General features: G+C 63.8%; 27 protein-coding genes, 1 other RNA gene and 1 pseudogene. 21 read left to right on the forward strand and 8 right to left on the reverse strand.

From position 1 onward, the window contains the following. Nucleotides 1–8: 8 nt before the first annotated feature. Nucleotides 9–1469 carry a cytochrome P450 gene (locus ACIUM1_RS07630; RefSeq protein WP_406816599.1) on the reverse strand — a complete coding sequence of 487 codons (1461 nt, stop codon included), beginning with the start codon at nucleotides 1467–1469 and terminating at the stop codon, nucleotides 9–11. A gap of 197 nt (nucleotides 1470–1666) precedes the next feature. Here ACIUM1_RS07630 and ACIUM1_RS07635 point away from each other — a divergent pair, with 197 nt between their 5' ends. The 5 genes from ACIUM1_RS07635 (at nucleotide 1667) to ACIUM1_RS07655 (ending at nucleotide 5804) form a co-directional block, all read left to right on the forward strand. Continuing rightward, nucleotides 1667–2812, forward strand: a complete 1146-nt coding sequence (locus tag ACIUM1_RS07635; protein ID WP_406816600.1) for an LLM class flavin-dependent oxidoreductase — start codon at nucleotides 1667–1669, stop codon at nucleotides 2810–2812. A gap of 88 nt (nucleotides 2813–2900) precedes the next feature. Beyond that, the gene (locus ACIUM1_RS07640; protein WP_406816601.1) at nucleotides 2901–3059 is read left to right on the forward strand and encodes a hypothetical protein; all 159 of its coding nucleotides are present in this window, start codon (nucleotides 2901–2903) and stop codon (nucleotides 3057–3059) included. Nucleotides 3060–3116: 57 nt separating this feature from the next. Further along, on the forward strand, nucleotides 3117–3554 hold the full coding sequence (locus ACIUM1_RS07645) for a nitroreductase family deazaflavin-dependent oxidoreductase (protein ID WP_406816602.1): 438 nt from the start codon (nucleotides 3117–3119) through the stop codon (nucleotides 3552–3554). A 112-nt stretch (nucleotides 3555–3666) separates the two neighbouring features. Continuing rightward, nucleotides 3667–4638 (forward strand): UDP-glucuronic acid decarboxylase family protein, encoded by a 972-nt coding sequence (locus ACIUM1_RS07650; protein WP_406816603.1) that lies wholly within the window; start codon nucleotides 3667–3669, stop codon nucleotides 4636–4638. Continuing rightward, nucleotides 4635–5804, forward strand: coding sequence for a glycosyltransferase (locus ACIUM1_RS07655; protein ID WP_406816604.1), 1170 nt, complete (start codon nucleotides 4635–4637; stop codon nucleotides 5802–5804). The genes ACIUM1_RS07650 and ACIUM1_RS07655 overlap by 4 nt, the downstream gene beginning before the upstream one ends. Before the next feature lie 7 nt (nucleotides 5805–5811). On the opposite strand, the gene ACIUM1_RS07660 is transcribed toward ACIUM1_RS07655, so the two are convergent. Further along, entirely contained in the window at nucleotides 5812–6543 is a 732-nt protein-coding gene (locus ACIUM1_RS07660; protein ID WP_406816605.1) for a class I SAM-dependent methyltransferase, read from the reverse strand. 189 nt (nucleotides 6544–6732) lie between these two features. Here ACIUM1_RS07660 and ACIUM1_RS07665 point away from each other — a divergent pair, with 189 nt between their 5' ends. From ACIUM1_RS07665 to ACIUM1_RS07740, 16 genes and pseudogenes are all read left to right on the forward strand, one after another. Continuing rightward, on the forward strand, nucleotides 6733–7101 hold the full coding sequence (locus tag ACIUM1_RS07665; RefSeq protein WP_406816606.1) for a VOC family protein: 369 nt from the start codon (nucleotides 6733–6735) through the stop codon (nucleotides 7099–7101). Continuing rightward, nucleotides 7098–7763 (forward strand): annotated as a pseudogene (locus tag ACIUM1_RS07670) (BadF/BadG/BcrA/BcrD ATPase family protein); the annotation flags it as partial. The gene ACIUM1_RS07665 and the pseudogene ACIUM1_RS07670, both read left to right, overlap by 4 nt. A gap of 141 nt (nucleotides 7764–7904) precedes the next feature. Then, on the forward strand, nucleotides 7905–8816 hold the full coding sequence (locus ACIUM1_RS07675; protein ID WP_406817585.1) for an N-acetylmuramic acid 6-phosphate etherase: 912 nt from the start codon (nucleotides 7905–7907) through the stop codon (nucleotides 8814–8816). A 699-nt stretch (nucleotides 8817–9515) separates the two neighbouring features. Then, the gene (locus ACIUM1_RS07680) at nucleotides 9516–9983 is read left to right on the forward strand and encodes a glucose-6-phosphate dehydrogenase (protein WP_406816607.1); all 468 of its coding nucleotides are present in this window, start codon (nucleotides 9516–9518) and stop codon (nucleotides 9981–9983) included. Nucleotides 9984–9994: 11 nt separating this feature from the next. Further along, on the forward strand, nucleotides 9995–10198 hold the full coding sequence (locus ACIUM1_RS07685; RefSeq protein ID WP_406816608.1) for a hypothetical protein: 204 nt from the start codon (nucleotides 9995–9997) through the stop codon (nucleotides 10196–10198). A gap of 439 nt (nucleotides 10199–10637) precedes the next feature. After that, nucleotides 10638–10943, forward strand: a complete 306-nt coding sequence (locus ACIUM1_RS07690) for a hypothetical protein (protein WP_406816609.1) — start codon at nucleotides 10638–10640, stop codon at nucleotides 10941–10943. Next, on the forward strand, nucleotides 10943–11284 hold the full coding sequence (locus ACIUM1_RS07695; protein WP_406816610.1) for a hypothetical protein: 342 nt from the start codon (nucleotides 10943–10945) through the stop codon (nucleotides 11282–11284). Before ACIUM1_RS07690 ends, ACIUM1_RS07695 begins: the two co-directional genes overlap by 1 nt. Then, complete coding sequence (locus tag ACIUM1_RS07700) at nucleotides 11268–11477, forward strand: hypothetical protein (RefSeq protein WP_406816611.1); 210 nt, start codon at nucleotides 11268–11270, stop codon at nucleotides 11475–11477. Before ACIUM1_RS07695 ends, ACIUM1_RS07700 begins: the two co-directional genes overlap by 17 nt. Further along, nucleotides 11470–11601: a hypothetical protein gene (locus tag ACIUM1_RS07705; RefSeq protein ID WP_406816612.1), complete on the forward strand. Its 132-nt coding sequence runs from the start codon at nucleotides 11470–11472 to the stop codon at nucleotides 11599–11601. The genes ACIUM1_RS07700 and ACIUM1_RS07705 overlap by 8 nt, the downstream gene beginning before the upstream one ends. Before the next feature lie 357 nt (nucleotides 11602–11958). Beyond that, nucleotides 11959–12093 carry a hypothetical protein gene (locus ACIUM1_RS07710; protein WP_406816613.1) on the forward strand — a complete coding sequence of 45 codons (135 nt, stop codon included), beginning with the start codon at nucleotides 11959–11961 and terminating at the stop codon, nucleotides 12091–12093. 49 nt (nucleotides 12094–12142) lie between these two features. Beyond that, a complete protein-coding gene (locus ACIUM1_RS07715) occupies nucleotides 12143–12544 on the forward strand; it encodes a hypothetical protein (protein WP_406816614.1) in 402 nt (133 codons plus the stop codon). 53 nt (nucleotides 12545–12597) lie between these two features. Next, complete coding sequence (locus ACIUM1_RS07720; protein ID WP_406816615.1) at nucleotides 12598–12744, forward strand: hypothetical protein; 147 nt, start codon at nucleotides 12598–12600, stop codon at nucleotides 12742–12744. 413 nt (nucleotides 12745–13157) lie between these two features. After that, nucleotides 13158–14317, forward strand: a protein-coding gene (locus tag ACIUM1_RS07725) for an IS3 family transposase (RefSeq protein WP_406814382.1) whose coding sequence is annotated in 2 segments (ribosomal slippage) — nucleotides 13158–13449 and nucleotides 13449–14317 — 1161 coding nt in all. Because the reading frame shifts where the segments join, the coding sequence is not laid out codon by codon here. Between the two features lie 72 nt (nucleotides 14318–14389). Beyond that, nucleotides 14390–14683 carry a hypothetical protein gene (locus tag ACIUM1_RS07730; RefSeq protein WP_406816616.1) on the forward strand — a complete coding sequence of 98 codons (294 nt, stop codon included), beginning with the start codon at nucleotides 14390–14392 and terminating at the stop codon, nucleotides 14681–14683. 124 nt (nucleotides 14684–14807) lie between these two features. Beyond that, nucleotides 14808–15131 (forward strand): helix-turn-helix domain-containing protein, encoded by a 324-nt coding sequence (locus tag ACIUM1_RS07735; RefSeq protein ID WP_406816617.1) that lies wholly within the window; start codon nucleotides 14808–14810, stop codon nucleotides 15129–15131. 27 nt (nucleotides 15132–15158) lie between these two features. Next, entirely contained in the window at nucleotides 15159–15749 is a 591-nt protein-coding gene (locus ACIUM1_RS07740) for a hypothetical protein (protein ID WP_406816618.1), read from the forward strand. A gap of 153 nt (nucleotides 15750–15902) precedes the next feature. Here the strand turns inward: ACIUM1_RS07740 and ACIUM1_RS07745 are convergent, their stop codons facing one another. The 6 genes from ACIUM1_RS07745 to ACIUM1_RS07770 form a co-directional block, all read right to left on the reverse strand. Continuing rightward, nucleotides 15903–16796: a DUF2971 domain-containing protein gene (locus ACIUM1_RS07745; protein WP_406816619.1), complete on the reverse strand. Its 894-nt coding sequence runs from the start codon at nucleotides 16794–16796 to the stop codon at nucleotides 15903–15905. A gap of 92 nt (nucleotides 16797–16888) precedes the next feature. Then, the gene (locus ACIUM1_RS07750; protein ID WP_406816620.1) at nucleotides 16889–17512 is read right to left on the reverse strand and encodes a hypothetical protein; all 624 of its coding nucleotides are present in this window, start codon (nucleotides 17510–17512) and stop codon (nucleotides 16889–16891) included. A 411-nt stretch (nucleotides 17513–17923) separates the two neighbouring features. Next, a complete protein-coding gene (locus tag ACIUM1_RS07755; RefSeq protein ID WP_406816621.1) occupies nucleotides 17924–18310 on the reverse strand; it encodes a hypothetical protein in 387 nt (128 codons plus the stop codon). Beyond that, nucleotides 18307–19473 (reverse strand): tyrosine-type recombinase/integrase, encoded by a 1167-nt coding sequence (locus tag ACIUM1_RS07760; protein WP_406816622.1) that lies wholly within the window; start codon nucleotides 19471–19473, stop codon nucleotides 18307–18309. Before ACIUM1_RS07760 ends, ACIUM1_RS07755 begins: the two co-directional genes overlap by 4 nt. A gap of 33 nt (nucleotides 19474–19506) precedes the next feature. Continuing rightward, nucleotides 19507–19874, reverse strand: a transfer-messenger RNA (tmRNA) gene (gene ssrA / locus ACIUM1_RS07765). A gap of 151 nt (nucleotides 19875–20025) precedes the next feature. Continuing rightward, the gene (locus ACIUM1_RS07770; protein ID WP_406816623.1) at nucleotides 20026–20988 is read right to left on the reverse strand and encodes a ferritin-like domain-containing protein; all 963 of its coding nucleotides are present in this window, start codon (nucleotides 20986–20988) and stop codon (nucleotides 20026–20028) included. Nucleotides 20989–21080 lie beyond the last annotated feature (92 nt).

Raw genomic sequence — 21080 nt, forward strand, 5'->3', positions numbered from 1 at the left:
GACGAGCTCTACGCGGCCGCGCGGGGCGTAACGGCTACACGCAACCGGACCAGGCCGCGAAGGTTGGCGTTTGTCGTCCACGTCGGCGGCTCGACCACGTCTATCCGATCGAGGTTGTTGACGATCTCGCGCAGGACCGCCTGGCCCTCCATCCGCGCCAAATGGGTCCCAGGACAGGAGTGTATGCCGGAGCCGAATGCGAGATGACCGGCCGGGTTACGGTCGGCACGAAAGACATCCGGATCATCGTATTGACGCGGGTCTCGATTCGCTGCACCCCACAGCAGCAGCACACGGGAGCCTGCCGGTATGACGGCGCTTCCGACGGGGTAGTCGACACGGGTTGTACGGCAGACGTTTTGGACCGGAGCCAGGTAGCGAAGTTGCTCCTCAATAGCGGACGGGATCAGCTCTGGTCGCTGCGCAAGGAGCCTGAGCTGGTCTGGATATTCGGCCAGCGTCAAGAACAAGGTGCTGATCATATTCGCAGTGGTCTCGTGGCCCGCAACCACCAGCAACACGGCGAACAAGAACAATTCGTCCTCACTGAGCCGGCCACGGTCGGCATGTCCGGCGAGCCGTCCGAGAACGGTGCACTCCCCCAGCTGCCCGTTATCGCGCATATGTGTGAAGAGGGCACGCAATCGCCGAAATCCGGTGAAGCCGTGCATCAGCGACCCCAGCCCCGAAACCGACAGGTTGACGTCGGTGATACGAGCCGCCTGGTTCGACAAGCGGATGAAAGCGGCCTCGTCCGGTCCAGCAATGCCGAGAACATTGGTGATGGTGCGCATCGGCATCGGTGCTGCCACCAGGGAGACGACGTCCGCGGTTCTGCGTGTCTTCAGACCGCCGACCAACTCTCGGGCCAGTTCGTCGACCACCGGACGCCAGGATTCCAATGCGCCGCGAGCCATTCCAGGCGCCAGCTGCTTGCGCATCCGCGTGTGCGCCGGCGGATCAGACGTGGGAAGGAAAGGCGGCGCACCCCGGGAAAACGTGATTCCCTCAGCGCTGGACAACATCTCGTGATTACGCACAGCCTCGCGGACGTCGGAATATCTGCTCAGGATGTAGACATCGCGCTTGGGGTTGTACTGCACCCGCTCGCCGGCCAAAAGCTTTCGATAGTGCGGGTATGGGTCGCGGGCGATCTCGGGACTCATCGGGTCGAATTCGGTGATCTGCACGTGCTCTGGGGCCTGGCTGCCGACCAGCCTGGAGCGGACCTTTCTGACCGCGGTGAGCGCGAGTACTTTTGCCAGCATCGGCGCGCACGCCCGCGCAAGCTGGGCGTCGCGCCTCATCGTTGTCGCGAGCGTCGGGACGCGCCGACTCGCGACCTCGCCGATCGGCAACGGCGAGTCTCGCGCGGCCGGCACAGAGTACGCGCCACCGCGCCCAAAGGGGCACCCGCCTTGCCGCACCCAACCTGCTGCTTCTTCGGCACCCGATAGCGTCGCCGTCATCAGCCCCCGATCCCAAGAAAGTTAGTTAGGTTGCGGAATGATGCAAGAGTAACGGCATCATGGTAATCACGCAGGTCGGAAAACGCGTTGAGTTCGGCGACGTGAGCGACGCAGTTTCCCATCCCGTCAACGGCTGTTAGCCTGGCCGACCATCGACCGGCGTCGCACTGCTTTGACTCCTGCGAAAGGCGACGTTCATGAACCACATCCGAGTCGGCATCAGCAGTCAGCTGCTCAATTCTCGATATTCGCCGACCATGCTCGCGCGGACCAACTTGCGAATGGCTGCGGCCAGCGGTGTCGACTCGTACTGGGCGGCCGACCACCTGAATTCACTGTTTCCACGCTCGATCGCCACGCCGGGCTACCTCGGAGTCGCCAAACTGATCCCAAAGGTTGATGCTCAACTCGAGCCGTGGACGATGCTGGGACATCTTGCTTCCCGCAAGCGGTTTGGAAGGCTACGGCTTGGTGTTGGCGTGACGGACACCAATCGACGTCATCCCGCGGTCACCGCACAGGCTGCCGCCACGTTGCACTTGATCAGCCGTGGCCGCGCCATTCTGGGCATCGGTGTGGGAGAGCGGGAGGGCAATGAGCCCTATGGGGTGGACTGGACCAAACCCGTGGCGCGCTTTGAAGAGGCGGTCGCCACGATCCGTGCGCTGTGGAACTCCGGTGGCGAACCCATCTCCCGTGAGTCGCCGTACTTTCCCTTGCGTAACGCAGTATTCGACCTGCCCCCGTACCGCGGCAAATGGCCCGAGATTTGGATCGCCGCCAAGGGACCGCGGATGCTGCGGGTCACCGGCCGCTACGCCGACGCCTGGTTCCCTGGGCTGATCGCCGGACCCGAAGACTACGCCTCGGGTCTGGAAGCAGTGCGAACAGCGGCGTCCGACGCCGGCCGGCCTCCCGGTTCGATCACGCCGGCAATCTCAGCGTTCGTCGTCACCGGACGAAGCCCCGACGACGTCGAGCAGGCCCTCAACTCAGCCGCGGCGAAGGCCTTCGCGCTCATCATCCCGGGCCAGATGTGGGCCAACCACGGCGTACAGCATCCGCTGGGACGTGAATTCACCGGTGCGCAAGATCTTGTTCCGCAAACGTTGGACGAGCACACCGTGTTGTCCTACACCAAAAACGTCCCGGTATCACTGCTCAAAAACGCGCTTCTGGCCGGGACGCCCGACCAGGTCGTCGATCAGGCTGCGCAGTGGCGTGACCACGGAGTGCGCTATTTCGTTGTCAATAACCTCAGCTACCTGCAGCCGGCCTTCCGGAAAGGCCTGGCATCCAGCGCGCCATTTTTCCAAATTCTGCGGGGGCTCAAGAAACTATGAAGTCCGCCGTACGCCAAAAACTTTCAGGTCGAGAACATCGCCCGAGCCGAGACCTGACCTTCGTCCCCAAATGAGGGACAATCGCCGTATGCCCACTGAACCCTCACGGCCACGGCCGGCCACACCAAAGCCGAAGCGGGTGCACGTCGCACCCGAGGACGTGGAGCGGTACGCCGACGAGGAACAGGCCCGCGAGGCTTGGGACGAGCGTCGACTCCGGGACGAGCAACCGCCGCATCACCACTGACCCCGCTACACGGACAGCACTGGCGCCGCTGGACACCACTGAGTGAGACTGGAAGCTATGAGTCTCGCGGAGAAGCTGCTCCCGCAGGTGTTGCGGGTGCACAACACGGTCTATCAGAAGACGAACGGCTGGATCGGTCACCGCACACTGTGGGTACCGAGCCTGCTACTGCACACCGTCGGCGCCAAGACCGGTAAGCAACGCACGACGTCGCTGACCTACGCCCGCGACGGTGATAACTACCTTGTGGTCGCCTCCAAGGGCGGTGCGCCCGAGGCCCCCGGCTGGTACCACAACCTGAAGGCCAACCCCGACGTCGAAATCAACGTCGGCCCAAGACGTTTCGCCGTCACCGCACGACCGGTGCTGCCCGACGATCCCGACTACCCGCGGCTGTGGCAGATCGTCAACAAAAACAATCAAAACCGGTACAACGAATACCAGAAGAAGACGTCGCGCCCCATCCCCATCGTCGTCCTGACCCCGCGGGGCTAGAAACACCGGAGGCCCATCTTCACGGCGGTTCCAGCGGCCGTCTTGCAGGACGTCGGGTCGATCATGCGAAGCTACGTCGTGTTCGATGGCCCGGAACTAAGGAGAACAAGCAGTGAGAGCCCTCGTCGCGGGCGCCGCCGGGTTCCTGGGGTCCCACCTCTGCGATCGTCTGCGCCGCGACGGCGCCGAAGTCATCGGACTCGACAATTTCTGTACCGGCAGGCGCGAGAACGTCATGCAGCTGGACGGGGACCCGGGCTTCACTTTCGTCGAGCACGACATCACCCGGCCGATGGACACGGTCGTGTCGGGGCCGCTGGACGTCATCTTCAACCTGGCCTGCCCCGCATCGCCGCGCGCCTACCAGCGGGATCCCCTGTTCACCCTGGAGACCAACTACGTCGGCACCCGCAACCTCCTGGAACTGGCGCGCGAGCAGGGGGCGACGATTCTGCAGGCCTCCACCAGCGAGGTCTACGGGGATCCCACGATCCATCCGCAGGCCGAGACCTACTGGGGCAACGCCAACTGCTTCGGCGTGCGAGCCTGCTATGAGGAAGGCAAGCGGGTCGCGGAGACGCTGATGCTCGAGTACGCCCGTCGCCACCGCGTCCAGATCAAAGTGGTCCGCATCTTCAATACCTACGGTCCCAGGATGGATCCGGAGGACGGCCGCATCGTCTCATCGTTCATCGTCCAGGCGCTGCGCGGAGAACCGATCACCGTCTTCGGGGACGGCAGCCAGACGCGTTCCTTTTGTTATGTCGACGATCTCGTCGAAGGGCTGGTGAAAATGGCGGCGAGCGATGTTTCGTTCACCGGGCCGGTCAACCTCGGCAGCCCAGCCGAACTCACCGTCCTCGAAACCGCCAGGATTATCAAGGAAGTGACCGGATCGCCCTCGGCGACGGTCTTCGAGCCGTTGCCGCCGGACGACCCGAAGCAGCGCAGGCCGGACATCACCCTTGCCGAGTCCAGGCTCGGCTGGGTTCCCCGAGTCTCCTTCGAAGAAGGGGTCGAACGGACGGTCCGATACTTCCGAAGCGTCGTCGGATGCAGCTGCCCGGGAGGCGTCCAACGGTGAAGTTTGTGCTGGCAACCCTGGGAACTCGGGGTGATGTCGAGCCGTGCGCCACCATCGGTCGGGAGCTACAGCGCCGGGGTCACGATGTCACCATGGCGGTGCCGCCTAACTATGTGGGCTTCGTCGAATCGGCGGGGCTTGCTGCGGTCCCCCACGGCCCGGATCAGGCAGAGCAGAACGCGAATATCGCCCGCAAATACGGGGAGTCGCCGAACCCCGTCTTCATGGCGTGGGTGATCTCAGAGGATCTCAAACGACTCTGGCCCCGGCTGGGCACGGCGCTCACCTCGCTGGCGGACGGGGCAGACCTGTTGCTGACCGACGCGAGTCAGCAGGGGCTGGCCGCCAATGTTGCGCAATATCATGGCATTCCGCAGGCTGCGCTGCACATCTATCCGCTCGGGCGTGATACGGGTACGCAAGTCACCAAAGAGGCCGAAGACGCCCTGCGCCACACGCTGGGGCTGCCGGAGGAAACCGCGCCCTCGGCGCGACAACCGCTGGAGATCCAGGCCTACGATGAACTTTTCTTCCCGGGCCTGGCGGCCGAGTGGGCGAAGTGGGATGTCCGACGGCCTTTCGTCGGCGGCCTGACGCTGGAGCTGACGACGGACGTCGATGACGAGGTGTCGTCATGGATTGCCGCGGGAACGCCGCCGATTTACTTCGGCTTCGGCAGCAGCGCGCGAGTCGCGTTTCACGCCGGCTTGCTCGAGATGATCAGCGGGGCCTGTGCACAGTTGGGCGAGCGTGCGCTGATCTGCAGCGGCGTAAGCGATCTGGCCGATACCCCGCACTTCGACCACATAAAGGTGGTGAGCGCGGTGAACCACTCGGCCGTGTTTCCCGCTTGCCGCGCGGTCGTCCACCATGGCGGTCCCGGCACCACGTTCGCCGGCATACGCGCCGGCAAACCCACGCTGGCCCTTGCGGTTTCGGTCGATCAGCCGATGTGGGCCGCCGCGGTCGGCCAGCTGGGCGTCGGCATCGGACGGCACTTTTCCGCAACCACCCCGGATTCGCTGCTCGCCGATCTGCGGGCCATCCTCACTCCGCACTGCATCGCTCGGACGCTTCAGGTGGCCGCCCAGATGGCCACACCCGCCGAAAGCGCCGCCAGGGCCGCCGATCTGCTGGAGACCACGGTCGGCCAAGACCCCGGCTGACCACCCGTCAGTGCTCACCGGCCGGGTGACCGATTTGCGTTTCCGAAACGCTCCTATAAGAGGGGAAGTCGAAGTCGGGAAAGGCGCAGATGTCACCGCGGTCCCGGACCCGTTCCAGCCAGTAACTCTGATCAGCGGCCGACGCGCAGGCGTAGATCTTCATATATGTTGCCGCGAAGGGGAACACGAAGCCATTGCCGACGGCCTGCCAGACGGCGGCCGCCACCCCGGGGGTTTCGACCCCGCGATAATCGTCCATCACGATCACGCCCCGTTCGGCCGTGTGGGTTACGGCGAGGCGGATGTCCTTGGCCACGCACTGGTAGGCGTGGCAACCGTCGATGTGGGCGAAGCGCAGTGCCCGTTCTCCCAGATCGAGCGCCGATGACTCGCACACCTCCAGCGTTGGCCGGCGGGTGTGGAAACGATCCCAATTAGCCAGGAACTGCTGCTGATCCAGGCCCGAGTACTCCTGGCGCGGGGCTTGCGCGATGTCGGCGTGATCCATCACGGCGCCGAACAGATCGCAGATCACCAGATCTTCGTCGTCGCGTAGGCCGTAACCCATCAAGATGGCGGACTTGCCCTGGTATGCGCCGATCTCCAACATGTCACCCTTGATGCCCTCGGCCGTCTGGCACGCGAGCAGCTGGCTGAAGAGCTCGACGTCGGCTTCGAAGAACCAGCCGTCGACGTTGTTCATCTGCTCGGTGTAGAGGGCCCAGCCGGCATCGGTCATGACGCGCTCCTGCGCATGAACTCCTCCAGGGCGGCGATGGCCCGCCGATTTTCGCGCGATCGATATGGCGGGCCGGCTGCCGTTTGAAACGCTATCAGTTCTGCGGCCAGCCGCAATCGATGCGCTGGCCGGGCAACTTTGTCTGGCGGAGCTGCAGAAACCGGCTGCCGGAAACGCTACGGTGCCTTCATGCGTCGTGTGGACTACGTCATTCACTACGTCGAGTCGCTGCGCCGGTCGGTGGCGTTCTACCGTGACGTGATCGGTTTGCGGGTGCGGATCGAGGGCGACGGCTATGTCGAGTTCGAAATGGAGAACACGAAGTTCTCGCTCTTCGAACGCTCGAAGCTGCCGGAGCTCATCGGTCGCGAAGGCGGCAGCCCGCCGTGCGGCGAGATCGGCTTCCTGATCGACGACGTCGACGCGGAAGCGGGGCGATTGCGCGGGCTCGGCGTCGAGATCCTCAGCGGCCCGGTGGATCGACCGTGGCGTGAAAAGACGCTGCATATCGCCGACCCGGACGGCAACATCATCGAGTTCGCGCAGAAGTTGCGGTGATCCTCGCCGTCGACCTCGGCAAGACGTCCTGCCGCGCCGCGGCGGGCGGCCGCAGGGCCGGGAGCACGGGCGCGCCGGGGCTCGCGACGCCTGGCGGCGCGCGGGCCGCGGAGGCGGCGATCCTGGCGTTGGCGAGAGAGTTCGGCCCGGTCGACGAGGTGGTGGTGGGTGCCGCAGGGGCGCTGTCGGCGCCGGACGCGGCGCGAGCACTCGGCGACGCGCTGCTGAAATCGCTTCGGGCGCAGCGCGTCACGGTGACCAGTGACGCCGTGATCGCGCACGCGGGGGCGCTGGGTGGTGAACCGGGTGTGGTGCTGATCGTGGGCACCGGCGTCGTGGCGGTCGCGATCGACGCGAACGGCGCGCTGCGCACCGCCGACGGGTGGGGGCCCTGGCTGGGCGACGAGGGCGGCGGTGCGTGGATCGGCGCCGCCGGGCTGCGCGCGGCGTTGCGTGCCCACGACGGGCGCGGACCGTCGACCACCCTGCTCGACGCCGCCCGCGCCCGCTTCGGCGCGCTGGAGACCTGGCCCGCGCAGCTCACCGATGCCGCCGCAGTCGCGTCGTTCGCGCCCGACGTCCTGGCCGCGCGGGGCGACGCCGCGGCGCTGGCGATCGTCAGTGCCGCCGCCGAGGCACTCGCCGCGACCGCCCGCGCGGCCGGCGACGGCCCGGTGGCGCTGGTCGGCGGACTGGCGGGTGTCCAGGCGCTGCGCGCGCGGCTCCACCTCATCCCGGCCGCCGGCGACGCGCTGGACGGCGCGCTGCAACTGCGGGCGATCCATGAGCCGTATCTGATTCGCGTGCAGGCGGATCCGAAATCCGTTGCTCCGCAAGGGCTCGACGCGCTCGCCACCGAGGCGTCCCGACCAGACCTGTACGACCTCGACGCGCGCCCCATCCCGGAGGTTGTCGCGCTGCTCGTCGCCGCCGAAGCCGAAACGCACCACGCGGTGGCGGCGGCGATACCCCGAATCGCGGCGGCGGCCGAGGCGATCGCCGCGCGGCTCGAACGCGGCGGTCGCCTGATCTACGCCGGCGCCGGAACACCCGGTCGGCTCGGGGTGCTCGACGCGGCCGAGTGCGGCCCGACGTTCGGCACCGACCTGGTGCGCGGCGTGATCGCCGGCGGGCCCGCGGCGCTCACCGAGGCGATCGAGGATGCCGAGGACGTGTTCGACCCCGCCGATCTCGCCGATCTGACCGCCGCCGACGCGCTCGTCGGGATCACGGCGTCGGGCCGCACGCCGTATGTGCTCGGGGCGCTCGAGCACGCGCGCGCGGCGGGTGCGCTGACCGTCGCGATCGTCAACAACCCCGGCAGCCACGCGGCCGCCGACGTGCTGATCGAGCTGCTGACCGGGGCCGAGGTGCTCGCCGGCTCCACGCGGCTGACCGCGGGCACCGCGCAGAAGGTGGTGCTCAACGCGATCTCAACCAGTGTGATGATCGCGCTCGGCAAGGCGTATGGACCCCGGATGGTCGACGTCCGCGCGACCAACGCGAAGGTGCGTCGTCGCGCCGTGCGGATCGTCCGCGACGCGGCCGGCGTCGACGAGCAGACCGCGATCGCCGCGCTCGCCGCCGCGGGCGGTCATGCCAAGACCGCGATCGTCGCACTGCTCATGGGCATCGACGCGGCCGAGGCCGCGGCCCGGCTCGACCGGGCGCGCGGACGCGTGCGGGACGCCCTAGGTGGGATGGGTGACGCCTGAACCGTCACCCAGCATTGTTCGGAGCCGCCGAGCTCGTGGGACTCGTTGTAGTCGCAGCACTCGTCGGGCTGCTGGGACTGGTTGAACTCGTAGGCCGCGCAGGGCTGGTAGGACTTGTCGGGCCGGTAGTACCCGCAGGGTTCGGCGGGCCCGTCGGGCTCGGCGGAGTAGTGGGAGTGGCACTCGCGAGGCCTGGGCCTTCGCCACACCATTCCGCCACATCTTTCGGGTACTGCTCGAGCGGCGGAGGACAACGCTGACCCGGCGGGAAATTGGCGCCGGCGTTGAGCAGATCGCAGGGCACGTAGACCTGCTTGCCCTTGGGCGTGTTGGTCAGACACTTCGTCGGCGGCTGGCCATGAGCCTCGACGGGAATGATGGCCGCCGCGACCACCGCGCCGAGCGCCCAAGCAAGACGGCGATAAGTCATAGGGTTCCTACTCTAGCTGGGGAGTTCGCACACGTTCTCGTGATGCGGTGTACCCATCCATCGCCTTGGACAGCACCTTCTGTTGTGGAGCTGCGGGAAGCGAACCCCGGGCGGGCCGGCGACGTTTGGGTCTCCGAAGTCGATTCGAACGCCACAACCTCGTCCTGCTGTGCGGAGGTTCGCGCCGGTTCTGTCGGGCAAGGTAGTCCGTGTGCCACTGAGGGTACGGGCGCACAATTGAGGTGTCGGTCCAAAACCTGGGAGCTGCGATGACCGAGCAACTGCACGACTTCTTCGGCGAGATCTTCCAACGGTTCTTCAGACTCGCCATCGACGCATATCCGCGAACGGGTGGAGCACTCGTCGAAAGGTTGTTCACCCTGTCTGACGACGTTCCCGACAGATTGGCACAGACCCGGTGCGCCGCAATGGCATGGGCCAAAGCCGAAACCCCGAACGCCATGATCACCTCGGAACTATTCGTGATCACCCAGCACGGGCTGATGTATGCCGCGGGGGTGAACGAGTCGCGCCGGGCGCTGTATTACCTGGCCACCCCACCCGCATTGTTCGATCCGTTGGTCGATCAGGTCGACACCGCTGAACTGCATGAGGGCACGGTAGCCGCGGTGGACAGCCGGTTGGGCCGCGACCTCGCGTCCGCACATCCGATGGACTTCGCCCTGCGCCGGATACTCGATGAGCACCTGGCGCTGCGGGTGGATCTGACCGTGTAAACCGCGCCATCATGACGGACGATGACGACTGGATCGACGAGATCGAGCAGCAGATAGAGCGGTACCTGGAGGACAACTTCCCGGACGGCCTTCAGATCCCCGCCGACGTCAGCGAGGACGAAAAGGTTCAGGCGGTTCAAGAGCAGCTCAGCGAGGCCGGCTTTAACTGTCCCGACGAAACGGCCCGCAAAATCGTGGACAGATTGGACAAGTAGCCCCTGCTGCGACTGGGCTTTCACACAGTCTTCCCGGTGCGGACCCGCAGGAGCTCTTAGAGCTGCATATTCTCTTGTGGAGCTGCCGGGAATCGAACCCGTAGCAAAGCGCCAGGAAATAGGCATCTAGCTGCGAAAACACAGTGACGTGACTCGCACTCGATACGCGAAAATTCGTCAAATTTCCTGGGAAAACGCGACATCCATTTGACCGTGACAAACGGTGTCAAAGCCGTTTCAACGAGTCAAAGGGAGTTCGCTAGGTGATAACCACAACCAGACCCTCGGCGGGCGTGCCACGCCGTGGGATAATCGACACGGCACCCACGCCGCCAGCGTGGTCTCGCGTGAGCGGCGCACCGACCATCCCGACTCCAATCACAGTCATTGGGGTCGGGTTTTCTGCGCTTCGGCCCTCATACAAAGGAGGGCGGCACGCATGAGTAAGTCCATCGCCACACAGGTTGAGCTAGTCAAGTTGGGGCCTGGCGACTACGAGACACCGGACCACCGCTGGCGGATTCGCCGGAACAACCGCAAAGAGGGCTGTGCCCCGATGGCCTGGTGGCTGCTGTATTACCGCAGCGCCAAGAAGGTCCGGCGTGAGGGCGAGCGACGGAGCGACGGGGGCGGTCGTCCGTTCGACGGGTTCATGGTTCAGGCGATCACCTTGGCGAAGGCGCGTGAGTTCATTGCCGAGTGGGATGAACCGTTCGCCAAGGGCGATGCCGAGGAAGGTCGGTGATGGCAATGAGTGACGCCAGAGCGTTGTGGGACCACTTGGGCGCTGATCTGCAGCTGTGGGAAGCACAGATGGAGTTTCGGACGGCGCAGATAGCCGGGTACTGCTACCGGGGCCAGGTCGTCACGCCGAGCCAGCTTGTTGACTTGTTCGCCGACGACGAGAGCCTGACCGAGGTAGGTCGCGCTGCCTTCATTGATTTCAGGGATGGCCACGGCGGCTTCCTTGAGGACATTCTGGACAGCTTGGCGGACGAACTTGGTCTAATCCGCGACCGGGAGGACCTATTCAGCGACCAGGATTTCCCCAAGCGCATCTATAGGGCCGGTGACGACGATGCCTAACAGCGGAAGGCCGGACTACGAGGTCTCCAACCACCAGAACCAGTATGCGTGTCGAGGGTGCGGTTCCATCGTCTACAACATCAGGATTCACGACGCCTGGCACCAACACATCAACGCCTGGCATCAACGCATCAACGAACGCGCTGCCAGCACCCAAGCGCGCACCCGCAAGGGCCGTGGCAACGATGCCTAAGCGGCTGACGGAAGTGGGCCGTGCCTTCTTTGCAGACTTTCGGGACGGCTACGGCGGATTCCTGGAAGATGATCTTCTCGACAGCCTCGCTGGCGATATGGAGGGTGGTGACGACGATGCCTAAGCGGAAGGTGACGGGAGTAGCCCCGCTGTTTCCTTCGGAGACTGACGCGCTGACGGAGTTCGCTGCCATCGTGCAAGCCGAATGGGGCACCACCATGTCGCCCGGTAGCGGAGCTGCTGCCGACACCGAGATAGTCCCGCCCATCGCCCAGCCAGCCCCCGGCTTCGCATGGTCGGCTGAGCAGGGCTACGGAGACACACAAGATTGGCCAGAGGCCGACGAATCTGATGAGTCCTGGCTGACTCAGCGCCTCCGGCTCATGTCCCCATCTATCCAACGGTCATGGGTCGGTGTGTGCTGCGCGGCCATTGTCGGCGTGTCGGCCTGCGCGGTGATTGCGGTTGTCATCGTGAAGGGGTGGCCGTCCGACCACGGTGGTTCGGTGGCGACGACAACGAACCCGGCACCGACATGGGCGTCCTCTACGGTCTCACCGCCGCCGCCCACCGCATCGACCACATCGACCCCATCTGTGTCGGTGGCGGCGGCTGATCCCTCCTACACCCCTCTCGTAGGGGATTGGCAGGGGCACCATCACTGGATGACCGTCTATCCCGATGGTGTGATCGAACTGCATGTCCAGGACTACCCGGCAGCCAAGGAAGGTTGCACGGATTCGCCGCCCATGTCCCCGGACATCGGCTGCAGCGAGGCGGGTACACCAAAGGCCGTCGTACACATCACCCTGACGGCTGCGCCATCACCCGGTGTTTACGGCCACTACTACGCCCTCGGCGTGGTTAAGGACAGCTCAGATTCCCGTGAGGTCCCGGTCGGCGCGCATGTAAGGGTGGACGTTGAGAGTGCGACGGACTACCACGCCCGCGTAGACCCCGCCTACCCCGCTTCGGGCCTTCGCGGCAGCGTGGCAACGCTGGCATTCGATGGCAAGGAATACAACCAGAATCCCTACTGCAACGCGGCTGCTAGCGGGTGCGGCTAATGGGAACCAGGCAGTGTCGCCATCGTCTTGGCCGAGCGAGAGGGTAAGTAACTATGGAGCACTTCACCGTTGGCCTGACGTTCGGCCTATTGGCCTACGCAATCATGTCCATCGTCGCCTTTCGCAACCTGCACAGCCGCGTCCAGCGGTTGGAATCCCTTGTGCCCGATGACGAATACGACGACGAGAACACCGGCTGAGAAGCCCTCAGAACGACGAATAGCCCCCGGCGACCAGTGTCCACCGGGGGCTATTTCGTTTGACCGCTACAGGATTACCAGCAGGCGTTGTAACCGAGAGCATCTGTGGTGCAGGACGTGCAGCCCGCCGTCATGGGGGCGCTGCAGGCAATCATCAGGGCAACGATGACTTTGGTAAGACGTGGCATGGCATAACCGTAACTCGCCGTGGGGGTGAGTAGCCCTGAAACGACAAAAGAGCCGCCCGCTACGCTGCCCGCACGATGCGGTGCGCCTTGGCGACGGCGAACAGCAGGTGGACAGGATCAAAGCGCGGCGAGATTCGATTGGCTAGATGAAGATAGAGGGGACTGCCCCCGGTTTGGTTGACTCCTGACCTGTGAGGATTCGTCCTTGCTGGAAGGATCAATCTCGTGCCGAAGCCGTTTCCCGCTGAGTTCCGAGCCGATGTCATCGCCGTGGCCCGCAAGGGTGAGGCGCCGTTGCGCCAGATCGCGCAGGATTTCGGGATCTCGGAGGCCTGCCTGCATCGCTGGCTCAAGATCGCCGACCGCGAGGACGGTGCCAACCGGCCGGGGTCTGCGGCGGCCTCTGGTGATGTGTCGGCGCAGCTGCGCGAGGCGCATAAGCGGATCAAGCTCCTCGAGCAGGAGGCTGAAGTGATGCGTCGCGCGGTCGGCTACCTGTCCCGGGATGCCAACCCAAAATGATCTACCCGCTGGTCCTCGACCTTGCCGATGACGGCGTGCCCGTCACGGTGACCTGCCGGGTCCTGGGATTCTCCACCCAGGCGTTCTACAAATGGCGCAAAGCACCTGTATCACAGCGAGATTGGGATGATGCGCACCTGATCAACGCCGCCCGCGACATCCATGCCGACGACCCCGCATTCGGCTACCGATTCATCGCCGACGAACTTCCCGGGCGCGGGATCTCCGCCAGCGAGAACCGTGTCGCACGGTTATGTTCCCAAGAGCGCATCTGGTCGATTTTCGCCAAGAAGCGAGGACTGAACCGTCGATCGGGGCCACCGGTCCACGACGACCTCGTGCAGCGTCAGTTCAGCGCCCAGTCCGCCAACCAGGTCTGGCTGGCCGACATCACCGAACATCGCACCGATGAAGGCAAGCTCTACCTCTGCGCCATCAAAGATGTCTATTCCAACCGGATCGTGGGTTACTCGATGGACTCGCGGATGAAGTCCTCGCTGGCGGTGGCAGCCCTGGATCACGCCGTGGCGCTGCGTTCGCCTGCCGCGACGGTCGTTCATTCGGACAGGGGTAGTCAATTTCGCTCGCGCAACTTCGTCCGCGCACTGTCACACAACGGATTACACGGATCGATGGGTCGCGTCGGTGCGTGCGGGGACAACGCTGCCATGGAGTCGTTCTTCGCCCTTCTCCAACGCAACGTGCTCGACCGGCGACGCTGGACCACCCGAGCCGAACTGCGCCTTGCGATCGTGTCGTGGATTGAGCGGACCTACCACCGACGCCGCCGGCAACGCGCACTCGGCAGGCTCACCCCGATAGAGTTCGAACTGCTCCACACACCAGTCGCAACCGCGGCTTGAAAATCACACCCCGCGAGTCAACTGAACCCGGGGCAGTCCCCAACGCCCCTGAGACCGACGAGCAAGCTGGCGATGCCTGAGCGTGAGGTTAAACCGGAGTACCTAAAGACTGGCGCGCACATCGCCGGAATCGGCTTGACCGTGTGGGCTGCAATGGCTGCCATCTGCACGCTGTTCGGTCGGACGGTAGTCGGTGATATGGCAGCACAGTTCGGATTTCCGTCTGTCCATGTCGCCTTCTCCGTGGCTTTGACCGTCATTGCCATTGTGTTAGCGGTCGGACACATCACCAGCGCGCTGTGGTTAGTCCTTCCGTATATCTATCCGCATACGTTGCAGCACAAGCGCTTTGAGTTGTTTGTATGACCAAGGGTGATAGAGTCTGACTCGGCGCAACACCGCGCCGCTCCCATGGGGATGAGCCGTGAGCTAGAGGCGGTCGCCATCCTGGCACCAGGCCGGAGACCTACCCGACACATGGGAGTGGTCTGTGGCCAGACGCAAGCACAGCAGTGATGAGCTGATGACGTTGGATGAAGTTGCCAGCAAGCATCTTCCGGCAGGGCTTAAGGACGCCACCCGGTGGCTGGCTAATAAGGTACGGAGCCGCGAGATTCCGGCTGTGAAGGTGGGTAGAACGTGGTACATGGCCGACGACCATGTTGAGGCCATGTTTGACCGGCTGTCGAACCAGCATGGCGCAGAGGCCGAGCTGGCGCAGCCGGTACCACAGCCCGAGCCACAGACAACGCCAGCGGCGTCGATTGTCGACGGCTTGAGCGAACGGTCCCGGCGTCGATTGCGCAGCGTGTGACGGTAATCGGCATATTTAAATGCTGGAATGTCGGAAGCTTCCCAGGAACCAGTGCAGACTGCGGGGTGGGTGCGCCAGTGGGTGCGCGACGAGAAATTCTGGAAAGACGTTGCCTCCAAAACGTTGTCGTCACTTATAACGTCAGCTGTCACGGCAATCGCGGTGGGTACTGCTCTGGCCATCTCCGGTTTCGGTACCCACCACCTGCGCATGCAAGCTCTGAAATTATCACTTGCTGCCGTCGGCATTGTCATGGTACTAGTGCTGATATTCGGCGGGTTCGTTTATTGGCTGGAAAATTCGACGCCGACTGTTGCGTTTCTCCGCGATAACAACGAGCTCATCGTCACAGTATCGCGGAATGTCAAGCTGAGACACAAAGTTGGGTTAGTGACTTCTCCTAAGAGCTACGGTGCCGCAATGGAAGATCCAGAAATCAAGAATTGGGTGCAGGCTCGCGTTAAAGAGGCACTTGAGGGCAAACGGCGCTCGGGTCATAGATTCAAGCTCCCGCCCAATATCCGCGAAGCGTATAGCAAACTTCCTCCTGCCAGCGGTAGAGATGGAGTTCACGGAATGGGTGATTTTGTGTTAAAGAATCCCAAACGGGACGGGTAACGGTTGGCGCGAGGGACACAGAAGTGACTGCCGATCTTTTTGCGGTCGTCGCAAGGTGCAACCGGGTGGGGGTGCAGTGAAGTGCGATCCGAGCGGTGACACCGTAGCGCTTGCCTCAGCGACCTCAGCCTCGCGTGCGGAAAGTCGCTCCCTTCAGTCACCGCGATACGGAGCGCCAGAGAGTTCGATCCACACTCGGTCCAGGTTGTATCCGTTCTTAGCGAGGAATGCGCGAAGCGCGCGCTTGTCCTGCATATTCCCGCCTGGCCCAATGTAAATCCACGCCAAGGCTTCCGGCTCAAACTTGAGATTCAGATACGGGACGATGCGTACTCCCTCCCTAAAAGATAGTGGGTCCGCTGACCACTGGACATACCTGGAAACGATTGCGCGCCATTCACGTTCCTCCTCAAACGCGCCATGCTTCACCTTGGCCAGCCTCGGGAAGATGAAGTCAAATGAGCCAGCAAGGTCACTAATAGGTCCGGGTAATGGTGCAACCGGACGGCTGCGGAAAAAGGTGTTGACTTCCTTATATAGCTCAGCAAGTGCCGGTTCGCCGTAACCCACCTGCACGATTTCCCCTACCGGGGCGTCGTCTTGCTCAACCACCAATTTGCCTAGACCATCTTTGGTAAATCCTATCGAGTATCCTCGCCCCCCATATCCGCGCCATTGGCTGAGCTGGTTGGGTTTTTCTGTGAAACAGGAAACATAGGTAGCGCCGTCATACACAGACCGATGATTGCCGTCGAGGTGGTATTCAGCTTCGTTGAAATCGGCCAGCGCCGCTCTCGCCTCCTCCATCAGGCCCATACGCTGGCGTTCCACCGAACCTGGCGGATGGTTATATAGGCGTTCCTGCTCAAGATAGAGGTCTCCCAAAAATCGCTCTACTGCCCGTCCGGCAAAGCTGATTTCGGATGAGTCATTTAGGAAGGCTGAGTCAGTGGCGCGAATACTGCGGCTGGTGAGGATTCCCAGTAGTCCTCCCGCCGTCGTGTAATGGAACAGGCAGTCGTCAATGTCAGGATGATCCGGCATCATCACACAATCCCATGTGGACTGCCAGCGCCGGTCAGCACCCGGCAGTGACTATCCACAGGCGGTGCATAAACCACAGCGTTGCGTGCGGGGGGTCAGCAGCCAGTGTGTTCCCAGACCCATGCGTAAGTGTTCTCGTCTCGCATCTGCTGCGCCAACTTGGCGAGAAAATCATGGAACGGGTCTGACTCTCCATATCCATACCGGACTTCGGGGTTGCCCTGCACGTCCACGCCAAAGATTCCACCCCGCAGAGCCGGGAGTCCAAGGAGGCCGTCCTCAATTTTCTTGGGGCTCATGTCTTTAATGCCCTGTGTCACTTTGCCGACGCCGTGTACCCGGTGTTCCCACAGCTGCCCGTCTGGCAGCAGCAGACTCAGACTAAGTAGGTTGCGGCCCGCTTTCCCAAGGTTGCCGCGTTTGAACCGTGGGGATGAACTTCCAGACTTACCACCGTCTGCGGAGGCGATGAAACCTCGCGGCGACGGGGGCAGGTAATGCGAGCGCAGCATGCGCGGGTCATAGTGAAAGTGTCGGTACTGGAAAGTCGGAACGTTCTCGGACACCAAATACTTGGCGAGGTCCACGAAGCCTTTTTGGATCATCCGCGCATGCTCCTGCGCCTGCTGATGCTCAGACGCTGCGGCGGATGCCGCTCGCTTTGCTTCGGCGTTGCTCAGCTGATCCTGCCGCCTGAGCGCTTCGTGGAAATCGCCCACGTTCGTCCCTCCCAAAAATTCGTTTGGGGGAACGTACCAAGCCGGTCGCCGAGATATTTGCTATCGCGGGTTTCGATAGCCCGCGCCATGCAACACGCGGCAGCGACTATTCACGAGCGGCGCACAGCTCACCGCGCCGCACAGTCGGGCAGGCCCATGTCAGATGCCCATGCCGTCCGCAACCGCAGGGCTGGTGGCCGACCAACACGCGGTTCGGCCCGAGCCGGTGCCGGTGCGGGCAGTGCTGCGGCGGCAGCGCCATGCACTGGTTGCCAGGTTGTCTATGGCCGGGACGGCTAAGACCCGGCTATCTTTTTCACGCGCGGGTCTACGGGACGCCCCGATTTCTTGCTGGCAGCGACGGCGGCTTGGGCTGCCGCCTGGCGCACAGCGTGACTACGGGTTTCGGTCTTAGGTGACTGCACCTTGCCCGCTTTCGCTGATTGATTCGTTGCCATCGCCACTCTCCCCTTGCTCGTCATCACCTAGGGCTGCATGTTCCGCGATTACCTGCACAAAGGTCGAGTCATCGCCTGTCGCCAGTTTAGAACCGGCCAGCGCTGCGAGCATCCGCCAGCCAAGCACGGCCTGGCTGTCATCGTCGCTAAATGTTCGCTCAAAAGCCCATTGCGTCCGCCGCCACCATTCGCTGCGCCGGTCAGCCCGATTTTTCTGCTGCCATGTGATGAGTACCCCGACCGTAGCCAACGCGCCGACTATCAGGGTCACCCATGCTTGCGCAGGCATGACGCCCACTATCGCAGACAGCATCGGATGAAGCCGGGAGATGATGCTCAACCGTGTGATCCCAGCATCTTCGCCATCGCGTCGGCGGCAGCGTTTCCGGCTGTGCGGTCAAGGTGTCCGTACACCTTGGCCGTCACCGATACATCCTCATGGCCCAAGTGCTGACTGACGACGATGAGCGGGACGCCCGCGCCGAGCAGCCACGACGCGCAGGTGTGCCGCAAGTCGTGAATGCGTATGGGCTTGGTCAGCACCGGCTTGTCGGGCTTGTTGGGGTCGGTCGCCTTGGCCTTGGCCACACTCGGCACCCACACGTTCGACCGCCAAGAGTAGAGGCGGATGGGACCGCCTTGGCTGTTGGTGAACACCCAATCGCGGGTGAGGTCCAGGCCCTCTATCACTGGGGCCGGAACGCTCACCGTCCGCACGCTGCGCCGTGTCTTGGGCTGGCCGAGTTCGTAGCGTTCGCCGCTGCCATCGGGGACGCGCTTCCATGCCTGCCGGATGCGGATGCTGGTGTTGTCGCGGTCTACGTCGGCGGGCGTCAACGCGGTGGCTTCCGAGAAGCGGCACCCGCTGGTTACCAACAGATCCAGCAACGGGTGCCAGCGTTCTGTGAACGCGGCCTTGAGTAAATCAAACTCGGTCGGCGTCAAAAAGCACATTTCGCGCCGGACGGTGCGCGGCAGCCGGACGCCGGTAGCAGGGTTGGCTGGTATGTGCCCTTCCCGCACAGCCGCGTTCAAGCAGCCGGACAAAAAACCCAACTTGTTGGAGCACGTCTTGCCGCTGGCCCCGTCCTCGCGCAGTTTGTTCACCCATCGGCTCAGGTCCATGCGGGACAGCGCCGACAGCGGGATGCTTCCGAGGGTCGGCTCGATGTCGCGGACCAGGTAGCGCTTGTACTCCGCGACCGTCTTGCGCTCGACACCCGACAGCGCCTCGATGTGCTGATCTATCCACCCGCCCACCGTCAGGACCGCACCGTGCTGACGTCGCGGTGCCGCGTCGATGTTGTGCATGGACAAGGCCCGTTCGGCACCGTGCGCCTTGATGAGAGCCACCAGGGCATCGGCCTGGCGAGCGTCATCGAACGTGATGGCCGACTGCCGACCGTCGATCCGATAGAGCACCGCGTAGGCCGTCGAGCCGTTGCTGCGAGGGCGTTTGCGGACGCTGGCCCACCGCGAATCGTTTGACAAACTCTTTGACATGGAGTCTGATGATAGCGTAACTGCAGGTCAAATGGGTGGAGCTGCCGGGAATCGAACCCGGGTCCTACGGCATTCCCTCAAGGCTTCTCCGTGCGCAGTTCGCTATGTCTCTGCTCGGATCTCCTGGTCACGCGAACAAGCCAGGATGACGATCCCAGTCGCTGTTGGTGTCCCGATGAGTCCCGCGACCGGACTCATCGGTGGATCCCTCTAGCTGACGCCAGGCTCCGGGTCGAGGGCTTTCCCGGTCTGACGGACTAGCTGTCGCTTAGGCAGCGAGAGCGTAGTCGCGCTGATGTGAATCGGCGCTTATCTGTTTGCAACGACGCTTACGGTGGTCAGTTGCCTGCACCGGCACGCTTCCCTTGATTCGATGCGCGAAGTCGAAACCTTTCAGCCCCTCGCACCCCGCCGACTTTCGGCAGGAATATCAATGGTACCTGTGTATCAACCAGCGGCGACGCGAATATCTTCCCCGGCCGGCGCGCGCACCGCAAAGCCGAGTGCCCCCGGTGTCGTATACCGGGGGCACTCGTTCGCAGTCGCGGTCCGTTAATTGATGCCGACCACCTCTTGGGCGATGGCAGCAATCCGGGTCTGCGCCGCCGAGACGATGCGCTGCCGGTTCTTGTGCGCCTCTTCGTAGGCGATAACGACGTGCACGTCGTCGGCAGTGGTGAGATCCTTGATCGCGGCCACCGCGTCGTTGACGTTGAGGTCGTCGTAGTTGGGAATGGGCAACTCGGACTCATCCAGCACGCCGACCGCGGCGCGGCTCGAGTGCAACGCGTCGGCGGCCCGGTCCGCCCCTTCCGAGCGGGTAACCCTTTCCGCGGCACGCAGGGCGGCGCTCTGCGACGCCGACAGCGCCTTCACGGCGATCTCGCTGGCATTGCCCCCGCGCTTGACAAGGTCGTTGATCGCCGGACCGGTGGAACGCAGCGCGTCGACGGCCCGGTCCACCCCGCGGGCCGACCAGGTGACCGGCAGGTTGACCAGTTTCACCGCGGTGCCGGCGGCCATTTGGATCGGGGTCCGGCGAAGCGCCGCCGGACCGCCGAGCGCGTCCTCGGCCAGCACGGTGGTGAGCCAGTCCACGGTCGCGGCGTGGGCGGTGATCAAACGGTCGGCGAGATCGACGATGTCCTGGCGCTTGGCGGCGACTGCCAGCGCTTTCGCGTAGCGAGCCCGGTCCAGAAGCTGGTCCTCGAGCGCGAGATCACCCAACAGCGCCTCGTCGAATGGCTCGGCCTGCTCGGTCAAGGCCTTGACCACCGCGGCGGCGCGACCCAGGAACGGACCGATCACGTCGGGGTATCCGCCCAGATCCCGGATCGCCGACTCGATGGCTTCGGCACGGTCGCGGCCATTTGCGGCGTTCTGGGAGAGCTCGCGGCGCACCGCCTCGGTGCGCGCTTGGGCCACGCGGGTCTCCGCGATCTGGATCTCGGTGTTGGTCAAATCGAGCAGCGTTCGCAGTTGCGCGAGCAGTCTCGAGGTATCGGGTGCAGTCACTTTCGGCCTCCTGGCGTTGACTATGGGGGTCGGCGCAAGGTGCGCTCACGTAATCGGCTACCCATTCACCCGGCTCCAGCCCACCCGAGGTC

The sequence above is a fragment of the Mycobacterium sp. M23085 genome (genome assembly GCF_045343915.1).
Classification (GTDB): domain Bacteria; phylum Actinomycetota; class Actinomycetes; order Mycobacteriales; family Mycobacteriaceae; genus Mycobacterium.